The organism is Klebsiella sp. 141162 (assembly GCF_050600755.1).
Classification (GTDB): domain Bacteria; phylum Pseudomonadota; class Gammaproteobacteria; order Enterobacterales; family Enterobacteriaceae; genus Klebsiella; species Klebsiella aerogenes.
Map to the genome: position 1 here is coordinate 708813 of NZ_JAQIRI010000002.1, position 12416 is coordinate 721228.

Here is a 12416-nt window from a genome sequence, read left to right on the forward strand (position 1 = left end):
AATAGCGGCAGAGATAAGTAAAATTTACCTTTATTTACTCCTGGTCGTCAGGCCACAATTGCAGACGGGCTACGCAACGATGGACAGGTTTGATACATCTCAATGAGCGTGTCTACATAAGCGCGAGCTTCCGCATGAAGATTAAAGGTCTCAGGCGCGAAAAGCCAATTCTCCATTAATCCGGAAAGATAACTACGCATCAGAATTGCCGCACGGCGAGTGAGTAAATTCGCAGGTAATTGTTGAGCAGTGATACACTCTTTTAATGTTTGCTCAATACGATCGTAGCTTTCAAGCCATAAACTGCGCTGTGCTTGTTGGACAACGGCCATTTCTCCGACAAATTCGCATTTATGGAAGATGATTTCCATCATCAGGCGTCTACGCTCCTCTACTACCGTCGCTTCGAGGATATAGACCAGTATTTCGCGAACAACTGACAGTGGATCGTTAGGGAATTTTGCCCGATACTCAACTTCGAGATCGCTAATGCTGGCGTCCGAAAGACTCCATATTTCATTAAACAGATCGGATTTGTTTTTGAAATGCCAGTAAATCGCGCCCCTGGTCACTCCGGCAGCTTTTGCAATCGCGGCCAACGAGGTAGATGATACGCCTTGCTGCGAAAACAAACGCAGGGCAACGTCAAGAATCAGTTGCCGGGTTTCAAGTGCCTGTTGTTTGGTTTTTCGTGCCATAGGTTGATGACTTTACAGAGGTTGCGTTTACATACATTTATGAATGTATGTACCATAGCATGACCATAATAGAAAGACTGAAGTGGGTTTGTGGACGTTTGAGCCACTGAAAATTTGAAATTGGACACTCGAGGTTTACATATGAACAAAAACAGAGGGTTAACGCCTCTGGCGGTCGTTCTGATGCTCTCAGGCAGCTTAGCGCTAACAGGATGTGACGATAAACCGGCTCAACAAGGAGCCCAGCAAATGCCGGAAGTTGGCATTGTCACGCTCAAATCCGCACCTCTACAAATCACCACTGAACTTCCTGGCCGTACCAATGCTTATCGTGTCGCAGAAGTCCGTCCTCAGGTAAGTGGCATTATTCTGAAACGTAACTTCGTTGAAGGCAGCGATATTCAGGCGGGGGTGTCTCTTTATCAGATCGATCCGGCAACCTATCAGGCCAGCTATGAAAGCGCCAAAGGCGACTTAGCGAAAGCCCAGGCCGCCGCAAACATCGCTCAGTTGACGGTCAAACGTTATCAGAAACTGCTTGGCACGAAATACATCAGTCAACAAGACTACGACACCGCCGTTGCCGACGCTCAGCAAAGCAACGCCGCCGTCGTCGCGGCAAAAGCCGCGGTTGAAACCGCGCGCATCAACCTGGCTTATACCAAAGTGACTTCGCCAATCAGCGGCCGCATTGGTAAATCCGCGGTCACCGAGGGCGCGCTGGTGCAAAACGGGCAAGCTACCGCGCTGGCGACCGTTCAACAGTTAGATCCTATTTATGTTGACGTTACCCAATCGAGCAACGATTTCCTGCGTCTGAAACAGGAACTGGCGAACGGTAAACTGAAGCAAGAAAACGGCAAAGCGAAAGTCGAACTGGTGACCAACGACGGTCTGAAATACCCGCAAGACGGCACGCTGGAATTCTCTGATGTCACCGTTGACCAGACCACCGGTTCTATCACGCTGCGCGCGATCTTCCCGAACCCGGACCACACCCTGCTGCCAGGGATGTTCGTCCGCGCACGCCTGGAAGAAGGTATTAACCCGGATGCGCTGCTGGTTCCGCAACAGGGCGTTACCCGTACCCCGCGCGGCGATGCCAGCGTGATGGTGGTTGGCGAAGGCGACAAAGTTGAAGTTCGCCAGGTCACCGCGACTCAAGCTATCGGCGACAAGTGGTTAGTGACCGAAGGTCTGAAATCCGGCGATCGCGTGATCGTCGCTGGCCTGCAAAAAGTCAAACCAGGCGTACAGGTAAAAGCGCAGGAAGTAGCTTCAGACAACCAACAGCAAACCGCCGGCAACGCGAACGCTCAGTCTGAACAAACCAAGTCTTAACTTAAACAGGAGCCGTTAAGACATGCCTAATTTCTTTATCGATCGCCCCATATTTGCATGGGTGATCGCCATAATCATCATGTTGGCCGGGGGGCTTTCGATTATGAAACTCCCCGTGGCGCAATATCCAACGATTGCGCCGCCAGCAGTGACGATCTCGGCCACCTACCCGGGGGCTGATGCGAAAACGGTGCAGGATACCGTGACACAGGTTATCGAACAGAACATGAACGGTATCGATAACCTGATGTACATGTCCTCAAACAGTGACTCCACCGGTACGGTGCAGATCACCCTGACCTTCCAGTCCGGTACTGACGCAGACATCGCCCAGGTACAGGTGCAGAACAAGCTGCAGCTGGCGATGCCGCTGCTGCCGCAGGAAGTACAACAACAGGGCGTGAGCGTGGAGAAATCCTCCAGTAGCTTCCTGATGGTTGTCGGGGTTATCAACACTAACGGCACCATGACGCAGGAGGATATTTCCGACTACGTGGGCGCCAATATGAAGGATGCCATCAGCCGTACCTCCGGCGTCGGCGACGTTCAGCTGTTCGGTTCCCAGTACGCGATGCGTATCTGGATGGACCCCACGAAGCTGAACAACTTCCAGTTGACTCCGGTAGATGTCATCAACGCTATTAAAGCGCAGAACGCCCAGGTCGCGGCGGGGCAGTTAGGCGGTACGCCGCCGGTAAAAGGCCAGCAGTTGAACGCCTCGATCATCGCCCAGACTCGTTTAACCTCCGCAGATGAATTCAGCAAAATCCTGCTGAAAGTCAATCAGGATGGTTCACAGGTTCGTCTGCGCGATGTGGCGAAAGTTGAGCTCGGCGGCGAAAACTACGACATCATCGCGAAGTTCAACGGCCAACCGGCTTCCGGTCTGGGGATTAAACTGGCGACCGGCGCTAACGCCCTGGATACCGCCAACGCCATCCGCGCCGAGCTGGCAAAGATGGAACCGTACTTCCCGTCAGGCCTGAAAATCGTCTACCCGTACGATACTACCCCGTTCGTGAAGATCTCTATTCATGAAGTGGTAAAAACGCTGGTGGAAGCGATCATCCTGGTGTTCCTGGTCATGTATCTGTTCCTGCAGAACTTCCGCGCCACGTTGATCCCGACCATCGCGGTACCGGTGGTATTGCTCGGGACATTCGCCATCCTGGCGGTATTTGGCTTCTCGATAAACACCCTAACGATGTTCGGGATGGTGCTCGCCATCGGCTTGCTGGTGGATGACGCCATCGTGGTGGTAGAAAACGTCGAGCGCGTGATGGCGGAGGAAGGATTGCCGCCGAAAGAAGCGACCCGTAAGTCAATGGGTCAGATTCAGGGCGCGTTGGTCGGTATTGCGATGGTGCTGTCTGCGGTATTTATCCCGATGGCCTTCTTCGGCGGTTCAACCGGCGCGATTTATCGCCAGTTCTCGATTACTATCGTGTCCGCGATGGCGCTGTCGGTACTGGTGGCCCTGATTCTGACGCCAGCGCTGTGCGCCACCATGCTGAAACCGATTCAGAAAGGCGGCCATGGCGAGCACAAAGGCTTCTTTGGCTGGTTTAACCGCATGTTCGATAAGAGCACGCACCACTACACCGACAGCGTAGGCAACATTCTGCGTAGTACCGGTCGTTACCTGGTGCTGTATCTGATTATCGTCATCGGTATGGCTTACCTGTTCGTTCGTCTGCCAAGCTCCTTCTTGCCGGATGAAGACCAGGGCGTATTCCTGAGTATGGCGCAGCTTCCGGCGGGCGCGAGTCAGGAACGTACGCAGAAAGTCCTTGATGAGATGACTGACTACTACCTGACCAAAGAGAAGAACAACGTTGAATCGGTGTTCGCGGTTAACGGCTTTGGTTTTGCGGGTCGCGGTCAGAACACCGGTATCGCCTTCGTGTCGTTAAAAGACTGGAGCCAACGCCCGGGTTCAGAAAACAAAGTTGAAGCGATTACCGGTCGCGCGATGGCCCGTTTCTCGCAGATTAAAGATGCGATGGTCTTCGCCTTTAACCTGCCGGCGATCGTCGAACTGGGTACCGCTACCGGCTTTGACTTCCAGCTCATCGATCAGGGTGGTTTAGGGCATGAGAAATTAACTCAGGCGCGTAACCAGCTGTTTGGTATGGTCGCTCAGCATCCTGACCTTCTGGTTGGCGTGCGTCCTAACGGCCTGGAAGATACGCCGCAGTTCAAGATCGATATCGATCAGGAAAAAGCGCAGGCGCTTGGCGTTTCAATTAGCGACATCAACACTACCCTTGGCGCGGCCTGGGGCGGCAGCTACGTCAACGACTTCATCGACCGCGGTCGCGTGAAGAAAGTGTACGTCATGTCTGAAGCGAAATACCGTATGCTGCCAGAAGACATCGGCAACTGGTATGTACGCGGCAGCGATGGTCAGATGGTGCCGTTCTCCGCCTTCTCCACTTCCCATTGGGAATATGGTTCACCGCGTCTGGAGCGTTACAACGGTCTGCCATCAATGGAAATTCTCGGTCAGGCCGCTCCGGGACGCAGTACGGGTGAAGCGATGGCGATGATGGAACAGTTGGCAAGCAAACTGCCTTCTGGCGTCGGCTACGACTGGACCGGTATGTCCTATCAGGAACGCCTGTCCGGCAACCAGGCCCCAGCGCTGTACGCCATTTCGCTTATCGTCGTCTTCCTGTGTCTGGCGGCGTTGTACGAAAGCTGGTCGATTCCGTTCTCCGTCATGCTGGTGGTACCGTTGGGTGTTGTCGGCGCGCTGTTAGCGGCAACCTTCCGCGGGCTGACTAACGACGTTTACTTCCAGGTCGGCCTGCTGACGACCATCGGTCTGTCGGCGAAGAACGCGATACTTATCGTTGAATTCGCCAAAGACCTGATGGAAAAAGAAGGCAAAGGCCTGATTGAAGCGACGCTGGAAGCAGTACGTATGCGTCTGCGTCCAATCCTGATGACCTCTCTGGCGTTTATCCTTGGGGTAATGCCGCTGGTTATCAGCTCCGGCGCAGGTTCCGGCGCGCAGAACGCCGTCGGTACTGGCGTAATGGGCGGGATGGTGACCGCGACGGTTCTGGCCATCTTCTTCGTGCCGGTATTCTTCGTGGTGGTTCGTCGCCGCTTCAGTAAGAAAACTGAAGATATTGAGCATAACCATCCGGTTGAGCATCATTAATCTTGCTTAAGCTAAGGGCCGCATTTGCGGCCCTTTTTCTTTAGGGGTTTTTAAACGCACACATTGTTATTGTTTATTTTACGTTCTGACATATAATATACATTGATGAACGTTGTTCTATCTTTATTAAGATTTCCGTTATTGGCTTCACCATCAGGCTTCATTCAGAATATTCTTAATTACCAACAACCTCCCAACAACCTTTTCGCTGCAGGCAGGCGTCAATCAGATAACCTGATGATATATAAGGCTGACGTTCCAGTTTCGCCAAACATAAAAGGAATTCGTATAATAGGATCTGTTTTTTTAAGATAAATTAACCGTATTTATTGTAATTTTTCGTAATAGCACGGTGAAATGTTTTTGAGACTGGATTATAGTTAAATCACAGGATTACAATGTTTGAGCCTGGTCTTCATCCCACAACGGTGTTTGTTAGTCGTCGTTTAAACCACTTACAAGGGGATGTGTTATGGACGAGTACTCGCCAAAAAGACATGATATCGCGCAGCTTAGATTTCTCTGCGAAACCCTGTATCATGACTGCCTTGCAAACCTGGAAGAGAGCAACCGCGGCTGGGTTAACGATCCCACTTCGGCGGTGAATCTTCAATTAAATGAATTGATCGAGCACATAGCAACTTACGCGCTTAATTATAAAATTAAGTATGCTGAGGATAATAAGCTGATTTCTCAGCTTGACGAATACCTGGATGACACTTTTATGCTGTTCAGTAGCTATGGCATAAACACAAGCGATCTCCAAAAATGGCGTAAATCCGGCAATCGCTTATTCCGGTGCTTTGTGAACGCCAGCCGGGAGAACCCGGTAAGTCTTTCTTGTTAGAATTATTACATTCAAAAGGTGAAATGATGTCTGGTAAACCATTAACTAAAACAGACTATTTGATGCGTTTACGCCGCTGTCAGACAATTGATACGCTGGAGCGCGTAATTGAAAAGAATAAATATGAACTTTCCGACAATGAATTGGCTGTATTTTACTCAGCAGCCGATCATCGTCTTGCTGAATTGACCATGAATAAGCTATACGACAAAATCCCAACTTCAGTATGGAAATTTATCCGCTAGTTCATTTTCTGTCATTAATACCACGGCGCGTCAACAGGGATCACTCGGGATATTAAACGCCTGAGTCCCATATTGCTGCATATGAAACCGGTTTCGCTTTATACTGTTTCTTCTTTAACCAGGAGAAGACCATGAGCGAAGAAAAAAGGAAAATGATCGCCGGCGAACCTTACCTTGCTGGAGACGCAACGCTAAAAGCAGACCGCCTGTATGCAAGGCAGGTACTGCACCGCTATAACCACTCTGCTCCGGATGAACGCGAATCGCGTGCGGCACTGCTCACCGAACTATTTGGCAAGCCCACCGACGCGTATATCGAGCCCACTTTCCGTTGCGATTATGGCTATAACATCAGCCTCGGCGCCAATTTTTACGCTAACTTTGACTGCGTAATGCTTGATGTTTGCCCGATTCGGATTGGTGATAACTGTATGCTGGCGCCGGGCGTTCACATCTATACTGCGACCCATCCGCTCGATCCGACGGAACGTAATAGCGGTATCGAGTATGGAAAACCGGTGGTTATCGGCAATAACGTATGGATTGGCGGCCGGGCGGTCATCAACCCCGGCGTCACCATCGGTGACAACGCGGTCATCGCATCCGGTGCCGTGGTGGTAAAAGATGTGCCGGCCAATGCGGTAGTCGGCGGTAATCCTGCACAAATCATCAAGCTGCTATTAACCGAATAATAGTAACTGTTATGCTTTTCTGTAACTGATCTGTTACTTTAACCCCAGTCTCCGGCAACATAAAATAACCGCCAAACTGAGCCGTAGAGCCTGAAATGCCGGGCTCTACGAAGAATTCGGGGACTAAAATGACAGAAATACAGCGCCTGCTAACCAACACCATTGAGGAACTGAACGAAAAAGAAAAACGCGATAATCGCCCGCGTTTTAGTATCAGTTTTATTCGCAATCACCCGTGGCTATTTGTCGCCATGTACGCCGCCTTTTTAGCCACGCTCGTCGTCATGCTGCGCTCTGAGACGCTGGTTGATTCCGTATGGCTACTGGTCGTCCTGTTTGTCCTGTTGAATGGCTTCTTCTTCTTCGATGTCTACCCGCGCTACCGTTATGAAGATATCGACGTGCTCGATTTTCGCGTCTGTTATAACGGTGAATGGTATAACACCCGCTTCGTGCCTGAGCAGCTAATTGACGGCATTCTGCAATCGCCGCAGGTCGGCCATGAACAGAAAGCCCAGTTGCAGAAAATGATCGCCACCAAAGGGGAACTCTCGTTCTACGATGTCTTCACCCTGACCCGCGTTGCTGCCTGATTAGCCGGTTCAACGTCCGCAGCGACGCGACGAAATGCGCCGCGGACGTATTACCGTAACCCAATACCAGGCCGCTACGCGCGGTCTGTGGGTTAAGATAAAAGCGGCTTAGCGCCGCTGGCGCCATTTGATACCGTCGCGCCAGCTCGACAATTTGCACATCGTCGATGCCATCAATGGCGACGGTTAAATGCAGCCCGCCCTCTCCGCCCCAAATCTCATTCGCCAGCTCGAATTCGCTTGCGACCGCCTCGCGTAACAGCTGCTGACGCCGACGATACAATCGGCGCATTGAAGCCAGATGGCGCGCATAATGCCCCTCTTCGATGAACAGCGCCAGCGCGCGCTGTTCCAGTCGATGGCCGCCGCGCAACAGCGCGCCGATCGCCTCCTGCGCCGCCTCGGCCAGCGCAGGAGGCATTACCGCAAATCCTATTCTCAGTGACGGGAAAAGCGTTTTACTGAAGGTGCCAAGATAAACCACCGGCGCCTGCGTCACCATGCCGAGCATCGCCTGAATGGGTTCGCCGCTGTAGCGAAACTCGCTGTCATAGTCGTCTTCAATAATCCATACGTTATGCTGGCGGGCATACTCCAGCAACGCCAGACGGCGGCCGGCGCTCATCACCGCCCCGCTCGGGTACTGGTGCGAAGGTGAGGTAAAAATAAGCCGTGGCGGCGGCTCGTCCGCGATATCTGGCCGCATGCCATCGCTATCAACCGCAATCCCTTTTATTTGCAATCCGGCTTTAATAAACACGCTTTTGGCGCCGAAATAACCGGGTTCTTCGACCCAGGCGGTATCCCCCGCCTCGCTCAGCAGATGCGTGCAAAGATTAACCCCCTCCAGCGCGCCTTCAGTAATCACAATTTGCCGCGCTGTGCAGCGTATGCCCCGGGATAAGGTCAGATGACGGGCAATCGCCTCGCGCAGCGCTGGTTCACCGGCCGCCTCCCCATACCCAAGAATCGTACTGCTGTTCTCGCGCAGTACCCGATCGAGCAAACGACGCCAGATAGCCAGCGGGAAGTAGTTCACCGCGGGCATTCCGGTAGTCAACAACAGTGCCGGAGAATCCCGTCGACCCGGCTGCGGTAGCGTGCGCAAGCGCTCAGGTAAAACAAACGTTGGCGGCGTCGGCTCGCTTTCAGCCAGCATATTGAGCGCCGCGACATACGTCCCCTGACGACTGCGGTTCAGATATCCCTCTATCGCCAGCTGCTCCAGGGCGCTGTTTACGGTATTGCGCGATACGCCAGCACGTTGAGCAATAACGCGGGCGCCCGGCAACCGGCTATGGCTAAGTAATTCGCCCTGTAAAATGGCCTCGCGCAGCGTCTGATACAGCGCGCGCTGTAGCGTCGCGTCTCCCCGCAGCTGTATCCCGCGCGTCAGCAAGGCAAAAAAAGCATCGTCCGGTATATTCATCATTGCTCCTCGTGGCACCATGAAAAGATACCCGGATGGCACTTTTTATGGAACCAGCAGACGTTTAATCTCAGGACTCTTCCCGCAAACAGGACTTGACTGATGACGCAATACAACCAATTTAACCAACTCGTTGGCGACGCTTTACCTGACTGGCAGCCACGCCCATGGCCGCAGCGCCAGACCTTACAAGGACAGTCATGCCGCCTGGAACCGCTTGCCGTTAAACACGCGCAAGCGCTGTTCAACGCCTATAGACAGGCGCCTGATACCCGCGCCTGGACCTGGCTTTTGCGTGAACCGGAAAACAGCGTTGCCGAGTTCAGCGCCTGGATTGCCAGCATCAGCGAGCTTAACGACCCGCTTCACTTCGCGGTAATTGATGAACAGAGTGGGCAGCCGGTCGGATCGTTAGCGCTAATGCGTATTGACGCCAAAAACGGCGTCGTTGAAGTCGGCCATGTTCACTTTTCGCCGCTGCTGAGCCGCAAAGCGATGGCCACCGAGGCACAGTGGTTGCTGATGCGTTATGTCTTTGAGTCGCTCGGCTACCGTCGCTATGAGTGGAAATGCAATAGCCTGAATGAACCATCGAGGCGCGCGGCGCTGCGCTTAGGCTTTCAGTTCGAGGGGCGCTTTCGACAAGCGATGGTGATAAAAGGCCACAATCGCGATACCGACTGGTTTTCCATTATCGATAGCGAGTGGCCGCAGGTGGATAGCGCGATGCGCCAGTGGCTGGCCGCCGGTAATTTTGATGCCAACGGCCAGCAATATCTCACGCTGGAGAGCTTCCGCAAGCCTACGAATTAACGCCGTTTTTTACGTCCCTGCACCGCTTTAAAACGCGGATTGCTTTTGCAGATAACGTACAGCCGCCCTTTGCGTTTCACTATCTGGCAATCCGGGTGGCGCTGTTTAGCGCTACGCAATGAGTTCAGTACCTGCATATTTAGCTCCTTTTGGCATCAATAAAACCACCGAAGCGCTGACGGAAACGAGCGGCGCTACCTTCGGTGGCATGCGTTTTCTGCTTACCGGTGTAATACGGATGGGATTTAGACGAAACATCTAAGGTGACATACGGATAGGTCACGCCATCCAGTTCAATCTCACGCTCGGTTTTAATAGTGGATCCCACTTTGAAGTACTCGTTCACGCTCGTATCGTGGAAAACGACGGTACGGTAGTGCGGATGAATATTAGCTTTCATAGCGAACCTCAATTAATATGTTATAACATAACAATTAAGGTACACCGTTGAACGCCAAAGATCAACCACAGGAAATTAACGGTTTCAGCAAGAACCACGCGATGTCTCAGGAGGCGATGATTTGCCCCCCTTCTCCCAAATCGCGGCATTCGCGATCCGGGTCTTTTTTTCGCTTTCGCGTATACTCAGAGCAATTCCCCGTTAAAATAAGGACATACCCATGACGACTCGCCATTTAATGAGTCTGGTTACAGGGGTACTTATTCTCGCGATCGTGCTGCCCATCGCCTTAAGTATCTGGCTGGCAATGCGTCAGGCGCAGGCGCAGTTTTATAGCGAGCTCGACCACTACTCAAAACGCATTGTGATGCGCGTGGAACAGGTCGCTGCTCAGGCCAAAGAAGCATTACAAGAAGCCGATGCGCACACCGCCACCGCCTGTTCGCCAGAACATCTGTTGAATATGCGCCGCATTGCCTACACCCATCGCTATGTGCAGGAAGTACTCTGGCTGCGTAATTCGGTGCCGATGTGCTCATCGCTTGAGGATCACCAGGTCTCAGTCACGTTTCCGCCCCCCGACCACGTGACTGCCGACGGTTACAGCACCTGGCTTACCTCGATCAATGACCTCGGCCTGCAGCATCGCATGACCGCTTTCGGCAATAAAAATCATATTGTGATGATCGACCCGGTGTCGTTTATTGATGTTATCGCCACCGGTCAGGAAAAGATCCACACGATATTATTCGGCACCGAGCACGATCAGGTGGTGATCAGTAGCCAACCGATCGATCCCGCGGTTTGGACGCGAATTAAAAACCTCCATAGCGAGACGCTGACGCTGAATGACACCGTCTATCGCGTGCATATCATCCCTGAACTGGGTCTTGGCGTCGCCAGTTGGTCGTCCACGCAGCCACTGGATGCGCGCCTTCGCCAGCAGCTGCTGCTATGGCTGCCGATTGGGCTCTTTACCAGCCTGTTGACCTCTTTTTTACTTCTGCGCCTGCTGCGCAGATTACGCTCGCCGCGTTATGGCATGCTGGATGCGCTGCAATCCGATGCCATCCAGGTTTACTATCAGCCGATCGTCTCGCTGGAGGATGGTAAAATCGCCGGCGCCGAAGCGCTGGCCCGCTGGCAGCAGCCGGATGGGACCTTTTTATCACCGGATATTTTCATCCCGCTAGCCGAGCAAACCGGGCTTATCACCCGGTTGACCGAGGATATCGTGCGTAAAATCTTTTCCGATCTCGGTCCCTGGCTGCGCCATCATCCGCAGATGCACATTTCTATTAATCTGTCGGTAGATGACCTGCGCTCACCCACGCTACCCAAACTACTCAAGGAGCAGCTGGCGCGCTGGGGAATCAACGCGGAACAGATCCCCCTTGAGCTTACCGAACGCGGCTTTGTCGATCCGCAAACCACCCTGCCGGTGATTATTGGCTATCGCCAAGCGGGACACCGGATCTCGATTGATGATTTCGGCACCGGTTATTCCAGCCTCAGCTACCTGCAGACGCTGGATGTGGATACGCTGAAGATCGATAAGTCATTTGTCGATACGCTGGAATATAAACCTCTCACGCCACATATCATTGACATGGCGAAGGCGCTGAATCTGGCGATCGTCGCCGAAGGGGTGGAAACCCCCGCTCAGCGCGACTGGCTGCGCGCGCATGGCGTCAATTACGCACAAGGCTGGCTGTACTGTAAGGCGCTGCCGAAAGAGGAATTTATTCAGTGGGCGGAACATAATATTAAAACGCATTAATATCATGTGCGGCGCGCTGGCAACCAGTCGCGCCGCCGGATTTACTCGTCAAGAATCGGCGCAAAACCGCCGAAGATCATGCGCTTGCCGTCAAAGGGCAAGCTATCGCTAAGCGCTTTGATCCGCGGGTCGCTCATCATTTTCGCATTGGCCGCGTCCCTGATCTCTTTAGACGGGTACTCGATCCAACTGAATACCACTTCCTCATCCGCCTGCGCTTTAACCGACATGCGGAAATCCGTCAGCTTCCCTTCCGGGACATCATCCGACCAACACTCCACCACGCGCGTGGCGCCAAACTCTTTAAACAACGGCGCCGATTTTGCTGCCAGTTCGCGGTATGCCTCCTTATTTTCCGCAGGGACGGCAACGACAAAACCATCAACATACTTCATGAGTGAGTCTCCGA

At 52.8% G+C, this 12416-nt stretch carries 13 protein-coding genes; 8 read left to right on the forward strand and 5 right to left on the reverse strand.

What is annotated here, in order from left to right:
• Positions 1 to 47: 47 nt before the first annotated feature.
• A complete protein-coding gene (gene acrR, locus PGR23_RS10935; RefSeq protein WP_045393528.1) occupies positions 48 to 698 on the reverse strand; it encodes a multidrug efflux transporter transcriptional repressor AcrR in 651 nt (216 codons plus the stop codon).
• Positions 699 to 839: 141 nt separating this feature from the next.
• Between acrR and acrA the strand changes: the two genes are divergently transcribed.
• From acrA to PGR23_RS10965, 6 genes are all read left to right on the forward strand, one after another.
• Positions 840 to 2039: a multidrug efflux RND transporter periplasmic adaptor subunit AcrA gene (acrA, locus tag PGR23_RS10940; protein ID WP_045393531.1), complete on the forward strand. Its 1200-nt coding sequence runs from the start codon at positions 840 to 842 to the stop codon at positions 2037 to 2039.
• Between the two features lie 22 nt (positions 2040 to 2061).
• Positions 2062 to 5208, forward strand: coding sequence for a multidrug efflux RND transporter permease subunit AcrB (acrB, locus tag PGR23_RS10945; RefSeq protein WP_047047062.1), 3147 nt, complete (start codon positions 2062 to 2064; stop codon positions 5206 to 5208).
• A 472-nt stretch (positions 5209 to 5680) separates the two neighbouring features.
• The gene (gene tomB, locus PGR23_RS10950) at positions 5681 to 6055 is read left to right on the forward strand and encodes an Hha toxicity modulator TomB (RefSeq protein ID WP_045393536.1); all 375 of its coding nucleotides are present in this window, start codon (positions 5681 to 5683) and stop codon (positions 6053 to 6055) included.
• A 26-nt stretch (positions 6056 to 6081) separates the two neighbouring features.
• A complete protein-coding gene (locus tag PGR23_RS10955; RefSeq protein WP_015367918.1) occupies positions 6082 to 6300 on the forward strand; it encodes an HHA domain-containing protein in 219 nt (72 codons plus the stop codon).
• A gap of 131 nt (positions 6301 to 6431) precedes the next feature.
• A complete protein-coding gene (gene maa, locus PGR23_RS10960; protein ID WP_396279869.1) occupies positions 6432 to 6992 on the forward strand; it encodes a maltose O-acetyltransferase in 561 nt (186 codons plus the stop codon).
• Positions 6993 to 7120: 128 nt separating this feature from the next.
• On the forward strand, positions 7121 to 7585 hold the full coding sequence (locus PGR23_RS10965; protein ID WP_047047056.1) for a YlaC family protein: 465 nt from the start codon (positions 7121 to 7123) through the stop codon (positions 7583 to 7585).
• Here the strand turns inward: PGR23_RS10965 and PGR23_RS10970 are convergent.
• Entirely contained in the window at positions 7560 to 9014 is a 1455-nt protein-coding gene (locus PGR23_RS10970) for a PLP-dependent aminotransferase family protein (RefSeq protein WP_320482344.1), read from the reverse strand. The genes PGR23_RS10965 and PGR23_RS10970 overlap by 26 nt on opposite strands.
• Positions 9015 to 9116: 102 nt before the next feature.
• On the opposite strand from PGR23_RS10970, the gene PGR23_RS10975 reads away from it, so the two are divergent.
• Positions 9117 to 9827, forward strand: coding sequence for a GNAT family N-acetyltransferase (locus PGR23_RS10975; protein WP_396279870.1), 711 nt, complete (start codon positions 9117 to 9119; stop codon positions 9825 to 9827).
• On the opposite strand, the gene ykgO is transcribed toward PGR23_RS10975, so the two are convergent.
• Together ykgO and PGR23_RS10985 are read right to left on the reverse strand one after the other, a co-directional pair.
• Positions 9824 to 9964: a type B 50S ribosomal protein L36 gene (gene ykgO, locus PGR23_RS10980; RefSeq protein ID WP_003859006.1), complete on the reverse strand. Its 141-nt coding sequence runs from the start codon at positions 9962 to 9964 to the stop codon at positions 9824 to 9826. The genes PGR23_RS10975 and ykgO overlap by 4 nt on opposite strands.
• Before the next feature lie 2 nt (positions 9965 to 9966).
• Positions 9967 to 10227, reverse strand: a complete 261-nt coding sequence (locus PGR23_RS10985; protein ID WP_015367923.1) for a type B 50S ribosomal protein L31 — start codon at positions 10225 to 10227, stop codon at positions 9967 to 9969.
• Positions 10228 to 10447: 220 nt separating this feature from the next.
• Here PGR23_RS10985 and PGR23_RS10990 point away from each other — a divergent pair, with 220 nt between their 5' ends.
• Positions 10448 to 12007 carry an EAL domain-containing protein gene (locus tag PGR23_RS10990; RefSeq protein WP_380378031.1) on the forward strand — a complete coding sequence of 520 codons (1560 nt, stop codon included), beginning with the start codon at positions 10448 to 10450 and terminating at the stop codon, positions 12005 to 12007.
• 41 nt (positions 12008 to 12048) lie between these two features.
• Here PGR23_RS10990 and PGR23_RS10995 read toward each other — a convergent pair whose 3' ends face one another.
• Complete coding sequence (locus tag PGR23_RS10995) at positions 12049 to 12402, reverse strand: DUF1428 domain-containing protein (protein WP_015367925.1); 354 nt, start codon at positions 12400 to 12402, stop codon at positions 12049 to 12051.
• Positions 12403 to 12416 lie beyond the last annotated feature (14 nt).